Below are 19,336 nucleotides of genomic sequence, written 5' to 3' on the forward strand. Positions count from 1 at the left end.
TTTCATATGAAGGAGGATTGAAAATGCTTACAGAAGAACGACACCGTAAAATAATCGAATGGCTTGAACGTGATGGATTAGTGAAATCACAAGAGTTGATCCAGTATTTAGACGCTTCTGAATCAACTATACGACGTGATTTGCAAGAGTTGGAAGATTTGGGAACTTTGGAACGCGTTCATGGCGGCGCAAAGCGACCTCAACATTTGGAACAAGAATTAGGGATTTTGGAAAAATCATCCAAAAACGTTCAACAAAAAAAACTTGTTGCTCAACTAGCAGCAGAATGTATCGTTGAAGGTGACGTCATTTATTTGGATGCTGGCACCACGACTTCTGAGATGATTTCCTATTTGACAAACCGAGCAATCACTGTCGTCACAAATTCCGTTGGTCTTGCTGCCCGGCTCGTTGAATTGCAAATCGCAACCATCGTTTTAGGCGGTCGGATAAAATTGACAACAGATGCCGTTGTTGGTTCCCAAGCCTTAGAGCAGTTGAAACAATACCGGTTCAATAAGGCCTTCATGGGAATGAATGGCATTCATCTCGATAGCGGATTTTCTACGCCCGATCCTGAAGAAGCGATCCTTAAACGGACAGCCATTCAACAATCTGAAGAAGCTTTTGTTTTAGTTGACCATAGTAAATTCAATCAAACGAGCTTTGTCAGTGTCGCTCCATTGTCTGCAGCTTCAATCCTCACAGATACCTGTCCTTTGGTTATTCATGATCAAATCACAGAACAAACTACCCTGAAGGAGGTTTCTGTATGATTTATACAGTGACACTTAACCCATCTATCGACTATATCGTTCACGTTGATAAACTTACGATTGGCGATGTCAATCGAATGAAAACTGATTTTAAGCTACCCGGCGGAAAAGGGATCAACGTTTCCCGAATCTTGAAGCGTATTGATAATGATTCGACCGCGCTAGGATTTCTTGGCGGCTTTACCGGACGCTTCATCGAAGAATGGATGGAACGAGAAACCATCCAAACAAACTTCACACCTGTTAGCGATGACACACGGATCAACATCAAATTAAAAGCCAAAGACGAGACAGAGATTAACGGTCAAGGCCCAGTAGTTTCTGCGGAAGAAATGAATGAACTAAAAAAAGTATTGGCTCATTTATCCCCCGAAGACATTGTTGTTTTATCTGGCAGCAAGCCTGCGAGTGTTCCAACCGGCTTTTATCAAGAATTGATCGAGATCATTAAGTCTCAAGGCGCCTCTTTTGTCATTGATACCACCGGGGCCGACTTGATGGATGCGTTAGAAAAAGGACCTCTATTGGTAAAACCAAATAACCATGAATTAGCCGACCTTTACCAAACAACCTTTAGCTCCGTTGAGGATATCTACCCATTCGGCCAACGATTATTGGATGAAGGCGCGCAGCATGCGCTAGTTTCTATGGCTGGTGATGGTGCGTTGCTCTTTACTAAAGACGGAATTTATCGTTCTAACGTTTTGAAACGCTCCGTTAAAAATTCTGTTGGCGCAGGAGATTCCATGATCGCCGGTTTCGTCGGCAACTATACGAAGAGCCAAGATCCTGTTGAAGCATTTAAATGGGGCGTTGCTTGCGGTAGTGCAACTACCTTTTCAGATGACCTAGCCACTGCAGAATTTATTCAAGAATTATTACCAGAAGTAGAGATCACTAAAGTTAAGTAATAGGATCTCCCTTCTGTTGAAAAATATGTATCAATTTAGAATTTGGAGGAATTATAATGGATATTAAAGATTTGTTGATCAAAGATGCCATGATCATGGACTTGCAAGCAACTACAAAAAAAGCTGCAATTGATGAAATGGTTCAAAAAATGTACGACGCTGGCCGAATCTCAGATATTGCTGTTTACAAAGAAGGTATCTTAAACCGTGAAGCGCAAACCTCAACTGGTTTAGGCGATGGGATCGCGATGCCCCATGCTAAAAATAGCGCTGTAAAAGAAGCGACTGTTTTATTCGCAAAAAGTAAAAATGGTGTTGATTATGAATCATTAGATGGTCAACCCACTTACCTGTTCTTCATGATCGCCGCTCCAGAAGGTGCGAACGATACGCACTTGCAAGCATTGGCTGCCTTATCAAGACTTTTGATCGATCCAGACTTTGTTGCTAAATTAAAATCTGCTGAAACACCAGATCAAGTACAAGCGACTTTTGAAGAAGCAGAAAAAGCAAAAGAAGCGGAAGAAAAAGCCGAAGCGCAAGCGGCGGCAGAAGAAGAAATCAAAGACACCAATCGCCGGTACATCGTCGCAGTAACAGCCTGCCCTACCGGAATCGCACATACGTACATGGCTGAAGATGCTTTGAAAAAGAAAGCAAAAGAAATGGGCGTAGACATCAAAGTTGAAACAAACGGCTCCGAAGGGATCAAACATCGTTTAACGGATGAAGAAATCGCCCGAGCAGATGGTGTCATCGTTGCAGCCGATAAAAAAGTTGAAATGAATCGTTTTAATGGAAAAGAATTGGTGAATCGTCCCGTAAGTGATGGGATTCGTAAGCCGGAAGAATTGATCAATTTAGCATTAAGCGGCAAAGCGCCTATCTACCGTGGAAGCGGCGAAGAAAGCGCATCGAATGAAGAAAAAAGTGATAACGGTACTGTCGGACAACGCATCTATAAAGATTTAATGAACGGTGTTTCTCATATGTTGCCATTCGTTATCGGCGGCGGGATCATGATCGCGTTGTCATTCATGATCGACCAATTTATGGGTGTTCCGCAATCAGAACTTGCTAACCTGGGGAATTACAACCAAGCAGCTAGCTGGTTCAACCAAATCGGCGGCGCAGCATTCGGCTTTATGCTTCCTGTACTTGCTGGATTTATCGCATCAAGTATTGCTGATCGTCCTGGTCTCATCGCTGGTTTTGCTGCTGGTGCTTTAGCAAATGCTGGTGGTGCTGGGTTCTTAGGTGCATTGATCGGTGGTTTCGTCGCTGGTTATGTCATTATTTTCTTGAAAAAAATCTTCAAGAACTTGCCTAAGTCACTTGAAGGAATCAAAGCCATTCTCTTCTACCCATTCTTTGGCTTGATGATTACTGGTTTCTTGATGTTATTAGTCAATATTCCAATGAAAGCAATCAATGATGGCTTAAATGGTTTCTTAACTGGTCTTAGCGGTTCAAATGCAATCTTGTTAGGTGCTCTACTTGGCGGAATGATGGCTGTCGATCTAGGCGGACCTATCAACAAAGCAGCTTATGTATTCGGTACTGCAACACTAGCTTCTACTGTCGCACAAGGCGGTTCGATCGTTATGGCCGCTGTTATGGCTGGCGGGATGGTTCCACCTCTAGCTATTTTCGTTGCCACTCGCTTATTCAAAAACAAATTTGAAAAGAGCCAAGTGGATGCTGGTCTAACAAATATCGTTATGGGTCTTTCCTTCGTTACAGAAGGAGCCATTCCCTTTGCTGCTGCCGATCCAATTCGCGTGATTCCAAGTTTCGTTGTCGGATCTGCTTTAGCTGGCGGATTAGTTGGTGCTGTCGGCATCAAACTACTTGCTCCTCATGGTGGGATCTTCGTGGTTCTATTGTTAAGCCACCCATTGTTATACCTTCTGTTCATTGCCATCGGCGCAATCGTTTCAGGCGTTATCTATGGTTTAGTTAAAAAACCTGTCGCACAATAAAAATACAAAAACCCCGCATTCTCAATGAGAGTGCGGGGTTTTTATGTTCATTACATCCAACGATCTTTTCTATGAACGCGAACAGGTTGCGGTTTGGGTTTGATCGTAAAAAGGATCATTCCAATAAAGAAAACTAAAATGGCTAAAGGAATCTCTAGTGACGAAAGGGGCAAAGCAAAAATCATTCCGACAATCAGTAAACAACTACTCATAATTTTGACGTATCTCAGATCCATAACTAACCTCTCCTTTTTTCATACTAAAGAATGACTTTCAAACTATCTATCCTAACAAGAACTTCTCCTACAACTATGAATACTTTTTAAACACTGCTCGTTTAAATCTCGAGAATGTCTAATTGATTCTTCGCAGAAACTTTCTTTTGATCAATAAACGAAACGGTTAAGTGCTTCGCCTCTTTCTCTAAAGAAAAAGTCAAAGAATCATTTTTTCGGCTAACCTGATGAATCGTCATATCTTTCAATACCGATTTTAATTCCTCTAAAGGAAAATCCAGAAAAGCTTTTTTAGGGATAAATAATTGTAAAACAGCGGTGTAATCTTTATAACGCATATCTTGAATTTCAAATTCGATGGAATCACGAATGTAGTATTCAAACGCGGCCAATCCTTTGTCCAAGGTCAGCTCCGGGTAGAGAATATGATAATTCATCATTCGTTCACTTTCATCGTCGATCCAAGGAAAATATGCCAGTGCATTCAATCCACCCTTCATGCGATTGACGCGGTATTGATTGGTTAAAAAATTATAGGTACGAGTCACAAAGTAGGATGCCTCGCTTTTCTCGGTTGGCTGAAACTGCTCATTTTGGTATTGCACCGTTTGAACGACAGTATCCTCAAAAGCAAACTCGATATACGGCTGCTTCAACAATCCGACGCCGTTCGTATAAGACAATTGCGAGATCCCCAACTGCGCCCGAAATAGCTGCTGAAATCTTAGATTCGCTTCTTCCTTCCATTGGAAAGGATCTTTATATAGCTCGAAGAAAACTCCCTCACCAAGCGCCTCCACTCGTTCCACCTGCTGGATCTCTAATAATAATTGTTTTGCAAATAGTTTTTTATAGGGCGCCCCTAGGAACAGCCACCAGCACGCGGTTAAGCATACACCTTTATAAAAGACATCATATCCAGGAAATGCATTGCAATCTATGACCACATCTCCATTAAGCCCTTTCATTTTAGGCAGAAGGTTCGTCTCTTCAGCGGTTTCAAATGATCGACGTTTAGACAAATCACTCGTATTGTGGTACAAATATTCTTCATACGACCGAATGTATGAAAAGAAGCCATGTTCTATCAATCGCGTCTTTAAGTAATCCAAATAAACAGTTTCCCAAAAATAGAAATTTTTTTCTTTAAGAATAGCCTTCTCAAACAACGTATCTCCCAATACATGGATCGTGGTTTCTTCTTCCGCATTTTTCAATTGAAGCCAGGAATCCTCTTTTTCACCAAAACCATCAATCTTTTGTTTCAATTGAATCGAGTCAAACGCCTGCTCTTTCCCGTTAATAATCATCATGTCTGGTTCCAGCAATAGGCGACTCATCGTTAACCAATCATTGGTTTTCGATTGGATATCGGCTTGCTTCAAATCATAAAGCTGACTGACACTATAAATCTTCTGATTGTTTTCCATTGCTTTCCCCTTTCTCATCTCTCTATTATAAGTATATCTTAAAGATTTAAAAAACCCTATGAAATTGATTACTAAGGAGAAAAAAATTGTATACTATAATGGATTGTGTTAAAACTAAAATGGAGGTGTTCAAATGGGCTTAAAATTTGAAAAAACCGATGATTTAGACAAGTTGTTTGAATCATTTGTCGTAGATCCTACTAAAGATGTGCAAAAAGATGAAGATATTCAAAAGTTCTTAAAACCAAAAACTGAACAGAATGATAAAAAAAAGGATCAGGCTTAAGCCTGGTCCTTTTCAATTGCTGCTTCAATCGCTTGCCATGCCTCTTCTTTTCCTTTTTTTGTTTCGGAAGAGAAAAGAATGAATGTATCATCGGGATCAAAGTCCAATTTCTTTTTGATTTCACTCGTGTGCTTGTTCCACTTTCCACGAGGGATTTTGTCCGCTTTAGTAGCAACCACGATTACTGGGATATTATAGTACTTCAAAAATTCATACATCTGTACGTCTTCTTTACTAGGATCATGACGAACATCTACCAAAGAAACCACCGCGCGTAATTGCTTACGGCTGGTAATATAGGTCTCTATCATTTCTCCCCATTTTGCACGTTCCGTTTTAGAAACTTTTGCGTATCCGTAACCAGGCACGTCTACAAAATGTAGCGCATCTTCAATCAGATAGAAATTTAACGTTTGGGTCTTTCCGGGTTTACCGGAAGTCCGTGCTAAATTCTTACGATCAATTAATGTATTGATAAAAGAAGATTTCCCAACATTTGAACGACCTGCCAAAGCGATCTCCGGCAGTTCCGTCTCAGGGTATTGTTTTGGTGAGACCGCACTAATAACGATCTCTGCATTATGGACTTTCATTCTTTCACGCCTTTCAAAAAGGGTTCACAAATGACTTTGTGAACCCTCACTTACTAACCTGCTTTTTTCTTGTCGTTGTGGTACTCAATGATAGGTTTTCCTGTTCCTTCAACAGAGTCTTTTGTCACAACAACTTTTTCAATGGATTCATCTGAAGGAATATCGAACATAACATCCATCATGACATCTTCAATGATAGAACGCAATCCACGTGCTCCCGTGTTACGAGAGATAGCTTTATCCGCAATAGCACTTAAAGCATCCGCGTCGAAGTCTAATTCTGTGTCGTCATAAGAAAGCAGCTTTTGGTATTGTTTGACCAATGCATTTTTTGGTTCAGTCAAAATACGAACCAAATCTTCAGTAGTCAGTTTTTCCAACGCTGTAGTCACTGGCAAACGCCCAATGAATTCAGGGATCAGCCCGAATTTCAAAAGATCTTCAGGAATGATCTTTTGCATCATGCTTTCTTCTTCATTGATCTTTTTATTGTTTTTACCAAATCCAATCGTTTTTTCGCCTAAACGGTTTTTGACGATTGTTTCAATACCATCAAAGGCACCGCCAACGATAAATAGAATATTTGTCGTATCGATTTGGATAAATTCTTGATGAGGGTGCTTACGTCCTCCTTGAGGCGGAACACTAGCAACCGTTCCTTCAAGAATTTTAAGGAGCGCTTGTTGAACACCTTCGCCGGAAACATCGCGAGTAATCGAAACATTTTCACTTTTACGTGTGATTTTATCGATTTCATCAATGTAGATGATTCCTTTTTCAGCACGTTCAACATTGTAATCTGCAGCTTGCAACAGCTTCAATAGAATATTTTCAACATCTTCACCGACATAGCCGGCTTCAGTCAAACTCGTTGCATCCGCAATAGCAAATGGCACATTTAAGGTTCTTGCCAATGTTTGAGCTAAGAATGTTTTACCTGACCCTGTAGGCCCAATCAAACAAATATTACTCTTTTGCAATTCAACTTCATCAATGCCGTCGTTTTCAGTATTTACCCGCTTGTAATGATTATACACAGCAACAGATAATGCCTTTTTCGCACGATCTTGACCGATCACATATTGATTTAACACATCTAATAGTTCTTTTGGTTTTGGCACATCAATAAATTCACGAATCGCTTCTTCATGGAATTCTTCATCTATAATCTCTTTACAAAGGTCGATACATTCATTACAAATGTATACTCCTGGACCCGCGACAACTTTTTTTACTTCTTCTTGGGTCTTTCCGCAAAATGAACAGCGGACTGTTTCACCTGCGCCTGTGCTCTCATACATGGCTTTCACCTCTTGCTTCTTTCTCTACAAGTGTTTCCACGATTGCAGTCTTTATCTATAATAACATAAAGCGTTGAAAACACAAAGAATCCAAAAGAAATTAGAAAGGAATTCTAAAGAAAAAAGTTCTCGAAAAATCGAGAACTTTTGATCTATTTTGCGTACCAAGCTAATCCTTCATATCTCCAGCCATGCTTCACTAAGTTATTTTTTTCGTTTGTATTCAACGTGTAGTGATGCGAGCCTGCTTTAGCATTTGGGTTGTACAAGCGATGCAAGGCATTCGGCCCGCCGGAATACCAAGAAATCCCTTCGTAGCGCCAGCCTTTTTTGATTAAGTTATCTTTCTCATAGGCATGAAGTGTGTAATGATGGTCTCCAGCATTCGGGTTATATAAACGGTACACCGGATTGCCTGAGGTCGGTCCGTTCCAACCTATCCCTTCATATCTCCAGCCCTTAGAAACCAAGTTGTTTTTTTCAGCAACATTCTGTGTATAGAAATGTTCTCCGCTATTAGGATTATAGACACGGTACATTTGGATACTATTTGCTGGCGGCTTGGGTGTTGGATTACTAAATGTAGAGGTGTAATCAGCATTGATATCAAAATTCCCGTTCACGCCTGGGAAGGATAATTGAGAGGACCACTGCCAAGCACCATATTGCGTATAGAAATTCGTTGTCGAAAGATTATACGGATAGGCAGCAACCCAGATATTTTTATTTCCAATTACTCCAGCATTGATTTTCCCCGTATTCAACCAATTCAAACCAACATAATGACGAACATTTCCATATCCTAGTGATTTCAATCGATTTTCAAATGCTCGTGAATTATTCGTATGATTTCCTTTGCCTAAAATCTTAGGCTCTTCAATATCGTTAACCATGACTGTTCCGCCACTCAAGCCAAATCTCTTCGCTGCCGCAGCAAAATAATTTGCTTCTGCTACTGCCTGAGCATCACTCGTGAACCAGCTGTAATGGTATGCCGAAACTTTCATTCCAGCTGCCATGGCGTTATTAATTTGAGATTGTGCATTTGGATTTGTGTAACTTGTAGCTTCTGTCAATTTTACAACCACACCGGTAACACCATAACTCATCATTTTTTGGAAATTCGCTACAGAAATATTTCCGTTATGGGAGGAAATATCTACGAAGCTTTTACTCGGTGTATTGGTATTCGTCGCTGAAACTGAAGGCAATGAAGCAAATAGCTGAATCGACGGATAAAGATCTGAGCGTCCAGTCGGTAAGTTCATCGTTCCTTCCGGCGTATCTATCTGTCTCTCAGGAGCTGCTGTCTCCTCTTCTGTTTGTTCGGTTGCCGCGTCTTGCTCCAAACTACTTTCTGTCGATTCTGTTGACGCCGAGTCTCTCTCTTGTGTGTTCTCAGAGCTTGAATCAACCACAGGAACTGTTTCTGTAGTTTGAGTACTACTCTCTATTTTATTTTCCTCAGCCAAGACTGATACTGAGAAATTTAAGCACAAAATAGTTAAAAAACCTAATCCAAGAATTTTTTTCTTCATTTTCTCCTCCTTAAGGTATAAAGCACAAATAGTTTGAAAAGTATAAAATTACCAATTAACCAAAGTCATTAATAATTCAATTTTACCAAATTTAAGAGATTTTTTGAAGTTATTCGTTATAATTATCGATAAAAAAGAGAAAACTAATTTTGTCCCTTGATGGGCTCCCAATCTACAGCCTTTAGACACAAAAAAGCATGTAGCGCAAAACGCGCTACATGCTTAAAATCATTCGTTGATTATTTTTCTACTGCTGTACCTGTTACTAATTCTACAGCTTTTTTCATTTTGATATCGTGTTCTAACATATCTTCTGTTAATACACGTTTGATTTGGTCTTCAGGCATTTGGTACATTTCAGCCAAATCTTTGATTTCTTTCGCGATGTCTTCTTCAGAAGCTTCAATTTTTTCAGCTTCAACGATTGCTTCCATCACTAGATTTGTTTTCACGCGGTTCTCAGCTTCACCTTCAAATTGTGTATGAAGATCTTCTTCAGTAGAACCAGTTAATTGATAATACATTTCTGGAGAGATTCCTTGACGTTGCATATTGTTTAAGAATTCATCCATTGAACGGTGAACTTCGTCGTGCACCATTACATGTGGAAGTTCAACGATTTCAGCATTTTCAACGGCTTGCTTAATTGCAGCTTCGTCTTTTGCTTCTTTCGCAGCTTCTTCTTTTTGTTTTGTCAATTCATCACGGTACTTCGTTTTTAACTCATCTAAAGAATTTACTTCTTCATCCACGTCTTTTGCGAAGTCATCATCTAATTCAGGTAATTCTTTTGCTTTTACTTCATGGATAGTTACTTTGAATACAGCTTCTTTACCAGCAAGATCTTCTGCTTGGTAGTCTTCTGGGAAAGTAACTGTTACGTCTAGGTTTTCACCTGCTTTGTGACCAACTAATTGTTCTTCAAAGCCTGGGATGAATGAACCAGAACCTAATTCAAGTGAATAGTTTTCACCCTTGCCGCCTTCAAACGCTTCGCCATCAACGAAACCTTCAAAGTCAATTACTGCAGTATCTTCGTTTTCAGCAGCTTCGTCTTCTTTGATGACTAATTCAGCTTGAGATTCTTGTTCTGATTTCAAGCGTGCATCTACATCTGCATCTGATACTTCTACTTCTTGTTTAGGAACTTCTAATTCTTTGTAGTCGCCTAGCTTCACTTCAGGTTTTACAGTTACTTCTGCTTTGATCACCCAAGTTTCGCCTTTTTCCATGCTGTCTACATCGATTTTTGGTTGAGAAACTGGATCAATTCCCGCTTCTTTTACAGCTGCTTCATAAGCAACTGGTAATACGTCGTTCAAAGCATCTTCATATAACGCTTCTTCACCGTACATACGGTTAAATACTTGGCGAGAAACTTTCCCTTTACGGAAGCCAGGTACGTTAAGATTTTTCTTTACTTTGTTGAATGCATTTGTTAATCCTTTTTGAATCTCAGTTTGTTCAATTGAGAAAGTTAACACACCATCGTTGGCGCCTGTTTTTTCAAAATTTGCAGTCACTTTTGTTCCCTCCGAATACTAATATACTTGCATTTTGCATACCATTAAATATTACACTACTGATTGTGAAATGTAAATATAAAGCTTTTACTCTCGGCAGTTTTTAATGATAATCGAACATCCGTTGTTTAATCTTATGGCGAATAGATTCAATCCCTTCATCCAATGGTTCTGATTGAACGGAATACTCTGATAAATAACTCGCTGCCCAAGCCTCAGGTTTCATGAACGAGCGTTGCATCGGATAGACAAAGGCCATTTCCAACTTGACTTGCTCTAAGAGATTGGACAAGAGGACAGGATCTTCATCTTCTAATTTTTCAGTTAGCTTTTCTTCGATCCGATATTGCAGAGTCTCGTCAAACTCTGAGTCTGCTGGAGACAGCTCGATTATTTCATCTAAGATCGTCAAGTAGCGGACTTTTTCAGTCACGCCGACCCGAGCCAAACTCTCAAATAAGTAACTGCGTACTAAAGGTGCGACTTCGGAGTCGATCATAAAAGCCTCCGCAACGACTTTTAAACGCTCCTCTGGAAGTTCTTTCGCTTTTCTGACTAAAACCAACTGCTCCATCGGTATCAATGAAGGCAATTCGCTCAGTTCTCTTTCTAATTCTTTCATGAGAGCCTGCTGTTGACGCTGATAAAAGCTCTCTTGGTCATCGATTCGCATCAACCAAAGATTCTTTTGTTCTTTCGTTAAACGATCTCCTTTTTGCACTCGCCAAAAGAATTCTCTCGCTGAGAAAAAATTCTGAGCATATAATTGAATCTGCAAAAATAAATCAATTGTTTCCGGCGTCTCAAGATAACTGTCTGACTCCTCTTGCGCATATTCTAACGCCTCGGAGAAGTTTCCTTGCTCCAAAGCTAAACTTGCGATTAACCGATTCAGCTTTGGTGAAGGGTTTTCTTGATACGCACGCTTATAGTTGTCTAATGCTTTAGAATAATTACCTGCTGAAAATGCTTCTTCCGCAAGTGATAAATAATAGTGATCATTGTTTGGAAAATCTATCGGATTCATCCTTACTTAAAATCCTCTCTAGCTGTTAATAAATTTAATGTTACTACACTTGTGTCTGAAAAATAATCACCGATGTGCTGTTTCGTAGGTGTAAAAATCGTGACAAGATAACCTAGCATAAAAAACGAGCCTCGCAGAATAAATCGGCATGCTCCTTCACGGACTAAAACAGTTTTCCACGACAGCTGCTCTTCTATAAAGCAGATCACACGAATGCCAAAAATCATTTTCCCAATGGTTTGCCCATGGTTTAACTTCGTCAGCAAAATGAAATAAGCCAAATAGAGGATCACTGCAGTTAGTCCATAAGCGCTAAGCAATTCATTACTCTTGGTTAAGCCGAATACAGCGATTGGTATGCGTGTGACAATTCCTGTAATGGCTGAAATACAGATCAGATCTACAAGATAGGCAAAAAAACGAATCCAGAAACCTGCATAAAAATAATTTGGATAGTCATGAAACTGAGGGCTTTGTCTTTTCTTCTCAAGCAACTGTGTTACTGGACCTACCGCAGGTCTTTGTGTTGTCTCTTCAGTCATCTCTACTCACCTCCATAGAGATACATCGCTTTAGGCGCTTGTGGCGTACCAATACTCTCAACGATATTGGCAATCACTTCTTCTTGTGAAGGTTTAATCCCTTGAAGGTCGGCTAGGCTGCTTCCTAACCATGTATTCATGAAATTCGTGCTGCCATCGGTATACGAAATTACCTTTGCATCTTCCAGCTTTTTATCTTTTCGTAAAGCAGCCAGCGCTTCGTCTGGGTAACCAATCGCATCCACCAATCCATTTTCAACTGCTTGAGCCCCATCGTAAATTCTGCCATCGGCTAATTCTCTCACTTTTTTCTCGTCCATGCCGCGGCCCGTTGCCACTACCTTGACGAAGCGACCATACATGCTGTCTACAAATGCTTGGAGTACTTCTTTGTCTTCTTTTGTTTGAGGTCGTGACGTAGAACCGATATCTTTTAGAGCACCACTCTTGATCGTAGCATCAGTGATACCCAGTTTTTCCATTAATCCTGAATAATTCATGCTAGACATGATGACCCCAATCGATCCGGTCATTGTATCTTCGGCAGCGAAAATGCGATCCGAATTAGCAGAGATGTAATATCCTCCACTAGCGGCCTGACTCTCCATGGAAGTATAAATTGGAATCTTTCTGTCTTCTTGGATTTCCTTCAGTGCTCGAGTGATCTCTGCGGTCTCATATACGGCCCCGCCTGGAGAATTAACCTCCAATAAGATCGCCTTTACATCAGAATCATTTTTTATTTTAGTTAATTGTTGCATAAAAGAAGCATGATTGTAGCCTCCAGTTGAAAACAAACCGCTGGTACCGTCATTAATGATTGCTCCTTCTACTACTAATTTAGCAATCTTGTCCTTGCTTGATCCAGCCTCTTCTACTTTTTCTTGAGGCTCTCCTGTACCATACAACAATTCATTTACTTGGCTAAGCTCTTCCTTGTTTGCTTCTTTTTTATTGATTGTTGAAGATAGTGCCGAGAAAATTACTAACACTACCGCTATACCCACTGCAATCCAACGTCTTTTATTCATCTTTTTCCTCCTCGATAATAATACTACTTTCTATAGTTTGTACTTTGAAACGTACTTGATAAGATCTACCATTGAACTATCAGTAGAGATTTCTGATGATCAATACCTTTTCGGTAGGACCTTCGCCTTTCATTTTCTCTGCTTTTTCCAGCAATGCATAGCCGCCGAACAGCTCCTTCGTTAAAGGGTCCTCGATTTTAAATGCCTGTGCGTCTTCTATACTTAACGCGTCCGGATTAATTTCTTGAATACTATCCCAGCCAGTATCTAAGAAAATTTTTGTTTCATCAGTGATTTCCTTATTTTTATCGAGTTCTGTTAAAAACTTGCGTAATTCACCGACTGTTAAATTGTTTGGTTGATTCATTCTGCTTTCCTCCTCGATTGTTCCGTGAGAATGGTACTCACAAGAGACTGCCTTTCTTGGCAAACATATCAAACAAACTAAAAAACGGCGCTTTTGAATGATACTTCTCTATTTTACCTTATTATCAAGAGAGATGAAATGCAGAAGCAAATTTACTGTATGCTCTCACTTTTCACAAATTACATATATACCAATTACATATAAATAAAAAAATATTTGACTATCCTCTTTGTTTATATTATATTAGTCATTGTTTCCGGTATTAAAACAAAAAAATCTTGGTTAGACCAATAAGATCTGTCTCTTATACACATCTAGATGTGTATAAGAGACAGCAATAAGATAGCGCCAGACCTTTTTAAAGGTGACGAGGAAGAAGCTTATCGAATTATTCGGCGGGTGGCTTCAGGGCAGCTGTGCTCTACAGATCATTACAAAAACTTGATAAAAGAACAAAAAAGTGATCAGACAGCTCGGAAACATATAATGACAGGAAAGTAGGAAAGCATTATGTGTGGAATTGTAGGGATTGTAGGAAATGAGCAAGCAACAGATATTTTAGTGAACGGCTTGGAGAAATTGGAATATCGTGGATATGACTCAGCAGGCATTTTTGTTGCAGATCAGAAGGAGGACTTCTTAGTAAAGTCCCAAGGACGAATCAAAGAACTTGCAGAAAAAATCAATGAAGGTGTTCATGGAACGATCGGGATTGGTCATACGCGTTGGGCAACACACGGTGAGCCTAGCGAAGAAAATGCGCATCCCCACACGTCACAGAGCAAACGATTCATATTGGTCCATAATGGCGTGATCGAAAACTATGACGAATTAAAGCAGAAATATTTAGCAGACGATGTTTTTTATGGTGAAACAGATACTGAGATCGTTGTTCATTTAATTGAACACTTTGCAAATCAAGGGGTTTCTACTAAAGAAGCTTTACGTTTAGCCTTAAAAGAAATCCATGGTTCTTACGCGTTTGGATTAATTGATAAAGAAGACCGTGAAACAATCTATGTGGCAAAAAACAAGAGCCCTCTGCTCATCGGTTTGGGTGACGGATTCAACGTTGTCTGCAGTGATGCGATGGCCATGTTAGAACAAACAAATCAGTTTGTTGAAATCAATGATGGCGAAATGGTTATTGTCACAAAAGACCATGTTGAGATTGAAGATGAGAACGGCAACGAAATTCAACGTGCCCCTTACGAAGCAAAAATTGATCTTTCAGATATGGAAAAGGGCACATACCCTTACTATATGTTGAAAGAGATTGATGAACAACCTGCTACGATGCGTCGGATCATCAGTGAATACACAGATGAAACAGGAACCGTCGTTATCGAAGACGAACTACTGCAAAGTTTACTAGCAAGCGATCGAATTTATATCGTTGCATGCGGCACAAGTAATAATGCTGGCTGGGCCAGCAAGCAAATCATTGAAGGTTTAGCCAACATTCCAGTGGAAATCCATTTATCCAGCGAATTTGGGTATAACATGCCTTTGCTCTCAGAAAAACCATTTTTCATTTACCTGACACAAAGTGGCGAAACTGCGGATAGTCGACAAGTGCTAGTTAAGACAAATGACTTAGGCTACCCTTCCCTTACAGTAACGAATGTAGCGGGCTCCACCCTATCTCGTGAAGCAAGTTACACTATGCTTTTACATGCGGGACCAGAAATCGCTGTTGCGTCAACTAAAGCTTACACTGCACAAATCGCTGCTTTGACTGTTTTAGCGAAAGCAGTTGGCGAAGCGAAAGGCATTTCTGCTGCAAAAGAATTTGATTTGACAAAAGAATTGGGAATCGCTGCGAATGCTATGGATGTCATGATCGCAGAAAAAGCAATGATCGAAGAGATTGCCGAGGCGTATTTAGCAACTACTCGCAATGCCTTTTATATTGGACGTGCAGAAGATTATTACGTTTCAATGGAAGTTGCTTTGAAATTGAAAGAAATTTCATATATCCAAGCAGAAGGCTTTGCTGCCGGTGAATTGAAACACGGGACTATCGCCCTTGTAGAAGAAGGAACTCCAGTGATAGGTATCATTACTGAAGCAGTGACCGCACCACATACGCGCGGAAATCTTCGTGAAGTTGAAAGTCGCGGAGCACACACCTTAGTGATTGTATCAGAAGAATTGAGCAAGGATGGCGATCAAATCATCTTACCTGTTGTACATCAATTCTTACGTCCTCTTGTTTCTGTGATTCCTGGACAACTGATTGCTTACTATGCAACCTTATTGCGCGGGTATGATGTTGACAAGCCTCGTAATTTGGCAAAATCAGTAACAGTAGAATAGCTTTATAAAGGTTGAGAATTCTCTCAACCTTTTTTTATATTTAAAAACACAAAAAAAGCACTCGGTCTAAACACGACCGAGTGCTTTCGTTTTAATCTAATCCAATCTCTTCACGTACAACTGCCGCAATTTTTTCTACATAATAATCGACTTTCTCGTCTGTAGGTGCTTCAGCCATTACTCGCAATAAAGGCTCCGTTCCTGATGGGCGGACTAAGATACGGCCATCGCCGTTCATTTCTGCTTCCGCTTCTTCAATAGCTTGCTTGATTGCAGGAACGTCCATCGCACCATACTTGTCACTCACACGAATATTAACAAGTTTTTGCGGATAAATCGTTACTTCTGAAGCTAATTCAGAAAGTTTCTTCCCTGTTTGCTTCATGATGTTTAACAATTGAACTCCTGTCAGCATGCCATCGCCAGTCGTATTGTAATCTAAGAACAACACGTGTCCTGATTGTTCGCCCCCAAGGTTATAATCATTTTTACGCATCTCTTCGACAACGTAACGATCGCCAACTTGTGTGATAACATCTTCTAATCCAATCTCTTCGATTGCTTTATGGAAGCCAAGATTACTCATAACCGTGGTTACGACAGTATCCTTTTTCAATCGTTTGCGCCCTGCTAAATATTTCGCACAGATAAACATGATACGATCGCCGTCGATAATATTCCCTAATTCATCGACTGCGATCACTCGGTCGCCATCACCATCGAATGCTAAACCAGCATCGGCGCCCTTCTCAACGACCATTTTCGCTAGTGTTTCTGGATGCGTTGATCCTACACCCGCATTAATGTTCAAGCCGTTTGGAGAAGTCCCCATAGTATAAAAGTCTGTTTCTAAATCAGCAAATAAGCGATTCACACTTGTTGAAGTGGCCCCATTTGCTGCATCGACACAAACGGTCAATCCAGAAAGATCACCAGAAATCGTTTGAACTAGAAATTGTGAATACTTCAAAAGTCCTTCATGGAATTCATCGAGTGTTCCTAATCCCTCAGCAGAAGGACGAGGCAGCGTATCCTCTTCAGCATCAATCAACGCTTCAATTTCAGCCTCTTGTTCATCAACTAGCTTGAAGCCATCTCCACCGAAGAACTTAATTCCATTATCTTCAGCAGGATTGTGTGAAGCCGAAATCATGACTCCCGCTGACGCTTTTTGTAATCTTGTTAAATAAGCGACACCTGGAGTTGAAATAACGCCTAATTGGAAAACTTCGATCCCTATTGACAACAGCCCTGAAATTAAGGCTGTTTCCAACAATTCTCCAGAAATCCGAGTGTCTCGCCCTACCAACACGCGAGGGCGCTCTTCGCTTTCATGATGCTGGCTCAATACATACCCGCCGCAACGGCCCAATTTAAACGCTAGTTCAGGTGTTAGTTCCTTATTCGCAATTCCGCGTACGCCATCTGTTCCAAAATATTTACCCATTTAATTATATTTCCCTTCTTCATCTAGTTTGTAGATTGATTGGTCGACTCTTCTTGAACGCTGTCACTTTGAGTACTAGTTGTTTCCGAAGTCGTTGAAGACTTGCTGGAACCAGCCGGATGAGTGCTCGTTTCTGTCGACGAACTAGGATGATTTGCACTGCTTGTTTCTGATTCTTGTGATTTTTTAAAGGCAGGTGTCACCTGCGCACTTACTGTCTTAGGATTTACTTGATATTCACCAGATACTGGTATATCGATAAACTTCTTCACTGTTCCTTGAAGCTGACTTACATCGACTGGAATACCGATACTGTCTATTTGATCAATTACAGACTGAGCGCCAGTAATTGTAGCCTTCGTGCGATTCAAATCAATCTTTACACTTTCTACCGCTGAAGGCAGATCACCTTCTTGAATAGGATAAAGCGAAACCTCTTTACTTGGGGTTTGAATTTCAAAATTGACTGTCACATTCTGCGGATCTGATTGAATAGGCAACGCTTCTCCACTCGCATTCAATGCTTGAACCGGTGCTTGAAAGCTATCTTGACTTGCAGTCAACTTATTGCTGTCAACAGAAGCTACGACACGATCAATTTCTTTCATTGTATCTTCACCAGTAGTAATCTCCACTTTTTGCGGCTGTGTCGTCATTTCTCCTACTTTTAATCCGTTATTGCTGGTATTGCTGCTTAAAATAGGCGATATATCAAATTGTTTTTTTACTTTTTTCTCGACTGTAATCGATATTGTTTCCGGTTCAATGGTTGCAAAAAGTGAGCTTGAAAGATTTCTCGTTTTTAAGCGAACTTCATGTGTCCCAGAGGTTAAATTTTTTAAATCCGCGACCACGCTGAAATCTCGCGTGTCGGGATCCATTTCCTTGTTCAATTGAATGCGGTTTGCTCCACTCAATTTTACGGACACATTAGAAGAAAAACCGTGAACAAAATACTCGTTTGAATCATAAAGCACTGTAATTGGTACATTTTGAATGGATTCCTCATAGCTTGTTTCAGAAGAGATCAAACGACTGAAATTTTGACTGTTTACATTAAAAAACAAAATCAAGCTGAACACTAAGGAAATCAGCATATAAGGCACATTGCTTTTTTTGAATCGGATTCTCATTTTTGGCCTCCTTTAGTCAAACCCTCTAAAAAGGTTTGTAAAAGGCTCTTTTTACCAGCATTTTTTTCGTCAGGTAATAATTCTCTACGCATCACCGCTAAGTATTCTTCTTGTGATAAATCATGTAAGAAATCATTGTTTAAAGTGATACTGACGCCGCCGGTTTCTTCAGAGACGATAAATGTCAAGGCATCGCTGACCTCGCTGATCCCAACTGCGGCTCTGTGACGAGTCCCAAATTCTTTTGGTATCAACATACTATCAGAAAGCGGCAAATAGGCTGAAGCAACTGCAAGCTTCCCATTTTTTACGATAACGGCACCATCATGCAATGGGGTGTTCGGTATAAAGATATTGATCAATAGCTCTCCGGTAATATCAGCATCTAAAGGAATACCTGTTTCTATGTATTCTTCTAATCCTGTAAATCGTTGAATCGTTACAAGCGCGCCGATTTTTCTTTTTGACATGTATTGAATCGCCTTGTCAAAAGCCAAGATCATTCGTTCGTCATCGCGTTCCTCTTTTTTTGTTGTTTTAAAGAAGGAACTCCGACCTAAATGTTCCAAGCCTCGTCTGACTTCTGGCTGAAAAATAACAATCGCTGCAATCACACCATAAGTGATGATCTGATTCATCAACCATGACAATGTATGCAAGCCTATAAACTCAGCCACGATTCGGATACCGATAAAAATCGCCACACCTTTAATTAATTGGACGACCTTCGTTCCGCGAACAAGTTCAAACAAACGATAAATCAAAAACCAAACTACAAATATATCTAAAAGGTTGACGATGATATCCCATGTTGAAAGATTCTCAGAAAAAAAGCTAAGCCAATATTCCGGTCTGAATAATTCTATTAGACGACTAGGCATAGATAACCTCTCT

18 protein-coding genes are annotated in these 19,336 nt (G+C 40.2%); 5 read left to right on the forward strand and 13 right to left on the reverse strand.

The window, feature by feature from the left end:
• Positions 1–23 precede the first annotated feature (23 nt).
• From A5868_RS08965 to A5868_RS08975, 3 genes are read left to right on the forward strand one after another with little or no spacing between them, the layout of a single operon-like run.
• On the forward strand, positions 24–776 hold the full coding sequence (locus A5868_RS08965; RefSeq protein WP_086303707.1) for a DeoR/GlpR family DNA-binding transcription regulator: 753 nt from the start codon (positions 24–26) through the stop codon (positions 774–776).
• On the forward strand, positions 773–1,687 hold the full coding sequence (pfkB, locus tag A5868_RS08970; RefSeq protein WP_086303706.1) for a 1-phosphofructokinase: 915 nt from the start codon (positions 773–775) through the stop codon (positions 1,685–1,687). Before A5868_RS08965 ends, pfkB begins: the two co-directional genes overlap by 4 nt.
• Positions 1,688–1,743: 56 nt before the next feature.
• Positions 1,744–3,669, forward strand: a complete 1,926-nt coding sequence (locus A5868_RS08975; protein ID WP_086303705.1) for a PTS fructose transporter subunit IIABC — start codon at positions 1,744–1,746, stop codon at positions 3,667–3,669.
• A 50-nt stretch (positions 3,670–3,719) separates the two neighbouring features.
• Here A5868_RS08975 and A5868_RS08980 read toward each other — a convergent pair whose 3' ends face one another.
• The gene (locus tag A5868_RS08980; protein WP_010780625.1) at positions 3,720–3,905 is read right to left on the reverse strand and encodes a hypothetical protein; all 186 of its coding nucleotides are present in this window, start codon (positions 3,903–3,905) and stop codon (positions 3,720–3,722) included.
• Between the two features lie 101 nt (positions 3,906–4,006).
• Positions 4,007–5,335 (reverse strand): hypothetical protein, encoded by a 1,329-nt coding sequence (locus A5868_RS08985; protein ID WP_086303704.1) that lies wholly within the window; start codon positions 5,333–5,335, stop codon positions 4,007–4,009.
• Between the two features lie 133 nt (positions 5,336–5,468).
• On the opposite strand from A5868_RS08985, the gene A5868_RS19005 reads away from it, so the two are divergent.
• Entirely contained in the window at positions 5,469–5,621 is a 153-nt protein-coding gene (locus A5868_RS19005; RefSeq protein WP_010780623.1) for an SPJ_0845 family protein, read from the forward strand.
• Here the strand turns inward: A5868_RS19005 and yihA are convergent.
• From yihA to A5868_RS09030, 8 genes are all read right to left on the reverse strand, one after another.
• Positions 5,618–6,214 (reverse strand): ribosome biogenesis GTP-binding protein YihA/YsxC, encoded by a 597-nt coding sequence (yihA, locus tag A5868_RS08995; RefSeq protein ID WP_086303703.1) that lies wholly within the window; start codon positions 6,212–6,214, stop codon positions 5,618–5,620. The two genes, A5868_RS19005 and yihA, sit on opposite strands and share 4 nt — an antisense overlap.
• Before the next feature lie 53 nt (positions 6,215–6,267).
• On the reverse strand, positions 6,268–7,515 hold the full coding sequence (gene clpX / locus A5868_RS09000; protein ID WP_010780621.1) for an ATP-dependent Clp protease ATP-binding subunit ClpX: 1,248 nt from the start codon (positions 7,513–7,515) through the stop codon (positions 6,268–6,270).
• 152 nt (positions 7,516–7,667) lie between these two features.
• Complete coding sequence (locus A5868_RS09005) at positions 7,668–9,053, reverse strand: GH25 family lysozyme (RefSeq protein WP_086303702.1); 1,386 nt, start codon at positions 9,051–9,053, stop codon at positions 7,668–7,670.
• A 239-nt stretch (positions 9,054–9,292) separates the two neighbouring features.
• On the reverse strand, positions 9,293–10,576 hold the full coding sequence (gene tig / locus A5868_RS09010) for a trigger factor (protein WP_010780619.1): 1,284 nt from the start codon (positions 10,574–10,576) through the stop codon (positions 9,293–9,295).
• Positions 10,577–10,679: 103 nt separating this feature from the next.
• Positions 10,680–11,603: a tetratricopeptide repeat protein gene (locus tag A5868_RS09015; protein ID WP_086303701.1), complete on the reverse strand. Its 924-nt coding sequence runs from the start codon at positions 11,601–11,603 to the stop codon at positions 10,680–10,682.
• Positions 11,604–11,605: 2 nt separating this feature from the next.
• Positions 11,606–12,145, reverse strand: a complete 540-nt coding sequence (locus A5868_RS09020) for an RDD family protein (protein ID WP_086303700.1) — start codon at positions 12,143–12,145, stop codon at positions 11,606–11,608.
• Positions 12,146–12,147: 2 nt separating this feature from the next.
• A complete protein-coding gene (gene sppA, locus A5868_RS09025; protein WP_086303699.1) occupies positions 12,148–13,176 on the reverse strand; it encodes a signal peptide peptidase SppA in 1,029 nt (342 codons plus the stop codon).
• Between the two features lie 79 nt (positions 13,177–13,255).
• Positions 13,256–13,543 carry a hypothetical protein gene (locus A5868_RS09030; protein ID WP_086303698.1) on the reverse strand — a complete coding sequence of 96 codons (288 nt, stop codon included), beginning with the start codon at positions 13,541–13,543 and terminating at the stop codon, positions 13,256–13,258.
• 510 nt (positions 13,544–14,053) lie between these two features.
• On the opposite strand from A5868_RS09030, the gene glmS reads away from it, so the two are divergent.
• Complete coding sequence (gene glmS, locus A5868_RS09035) at positions 14,054–15,862, forward strand: glutamine--fructose-6-phosphate transaminase (isomerizing) (RefSeq protein WP_086303697.1); 1,809 nt, start codon at positions 14,054–14,056, stop codon at positions 15,860–15,862.
• Between the two features lie 91 nt (positions 15,863–15,953).
• Here the strand turns inward: glmS and glmM are convergent, their stop codons facing one another.
• The 3 genes from glmM to cdaA are packed head-to-tail and all read right to left on the reverse strand — an operon-like array spanning position 15,954 to position 19,323.
• Positions 15,954–17,309, reverse strand: coding sequence for a phosphoglucosamine mutase (gene glmM / locus A5868_RS09040; protein ID WP_086303696.1), 1,356 nt, complete (start codon positions 17,307–17,309; stop codon positions 15,954–15,956).
• 23 nt (positions 17,310–17,332) lie between these two features.
• Positions 17,333–18,442 (reverse strand): CdaR family protein, encoded by a 1,110-nt coding sequence (locus tag A5868_RS09045; RefSeq protein WP_086303695.1) that lies wholly within the window; start codon positions 18,440–18,442, stop codon positions 17,333–17,335.
• Positions 18,439–19,323 (reverse strand): diadenylate cyclase CdaA, encoded by an 885-nt coding sequence (cdaA, locus tag A5868_RS09050; RefSeq protein ID WP_086303694.1) that lies wholly within the window; start codon positions 19,321–19,323, stop codon positions 18,439–18,441. Before cdaA ends, A5868_RS09045 begins: the two co-directional genes overlap by 4 nt.
• Positions 19,324–19,336: the final 13 nt, after the last annotated feature.

The sequence above is a fragment of the Enterococcus sp. 12F9_DIV0723 genome (assembly GCF_002174375.1).
Taxonomy (GTDB): Bacteria; Bacillota; Bacilli; order Lactobacillales; family Enterococcaceae; genus Enterococcus_A; species Enterococcus_A gilvus.

Excerpts from the sequence above, each read along its gene's own strand:
- glmM (WP_086303696.1), bottom strand. The coding sequence starts at position 17,309 with ATGGGTAAATATTTTGGAACAGATGGCGTACGCGGAATTGCGAATAAG.
- clpX (WP_010780621.1), bottom strand. The coding sequence starts at position 7,515 with ATGTATGAGAGCACAGGCGCAGGTGAAACAGTCCGCTGTTCATTTTGC.
- A5868_RS09045 (WP_086303695.1), bottom strand. The coding sequence starts at position 18,442 with ATGAGAATCCGATTCAAAAAAAGCAATGTGCCTTATATGCTGATTTCC.
- yihA (WP_086303703.1), bottom strand. The coding sequence starts at position 6,214 with ATGAAAGTCCATAATGCAGAGATCGTTATTAGTGCGGTCTCACCAAAA.
- A5868_RS19005 (WP_010780623.1), top strand. The coding sequence starts at position 5,469 with ATGGGCTTAAAATTTGAAAAAACCGATGATTTAGACAAGTTGTTTGAA.
- A5868_RS08975 (WP_086303705.1), top strand. The coding sequence starts at position 1,744 with ATGGATATTAAAGATTTGTTGATCAAAGATGCCATGATCATGGACTTG.
- A5868_RS09030 (WP_086303698.1), bottom strand. The coding sequence starts at position 13,543 with ATGAATCAACCAAACAATTTAACAGTCGGTGAATTACGCAAGTTTTTA.
- sppA (WP_086303699.1), bottom strand. The coding sequence starts at position 13,176 with ATGAATAAAAGACGTTGGATTGCAGTGGGTATAGCGGTAGTGTTAGTA.
- A5868_RS08965 (WP_086303707.1), top strand. The coding sequence starts at position 24 with ATGCTTACAGAAGAACGACACCGTAAAATAATCGAATGGCTTGAACGT.
- A5868_RS09020 (WP_086303700.1), bottom strand. The coding sequence starts at position 12,145 with ATGACTGAAGAGACAACACAAAGACCTGCGGTAGGTCCAGTAACACAG.
- cdaA (WP_086303694.1), bottom strand. The coding sequence starts at position 19,323 with ATGCCTAGTCGTCTAATAGAATTATTCAGACCGGAATATTGGCTTAGC.
- A5868_RS09015 (WP_086303701.1), bottom strand. The coding sequence starts at position 11,603 with ATGAATCCGATAGATTTTCCAAACAATGATCACTATTATTTATCACTT.
- A5868_RS08980 (WP_010780625.1), bottom strand. The coding sequence starts at position 3,905 with ATGGATCTGAGATACGTCAAAATTATGAGTAGTTGTTTACTGATTGTC.
- glmS (WP_086303697.1), top strand. The coding sequence starts at position 14,054 with ATGTGTGGAATTGTAGGGATTGTAGGAAATGAGCAAGCAACAGATATT.
- A5868_RS08985 (WP_086303704.1), bottom strand. The coding sequence starts at position 5,335 with ATGGAAAACAATCAGAAGATTTATAGTGTCAGTCAGCTTTATGATTTG.
- A5868_RS09005 (WP_086303702.1), bottom strand. The coding sequence starts at position 9,053 with ATGAAGAAAAAAATTCTTGGATTAGGTTTTTTAACTATTTTGTGCTTA.
- pfkB (WP_086303706.1), top strand. The coding sequence starts at position 773 with ATGATTTATACAGTGACACTTAACCCATCTATCGACTATATCGTTCAC.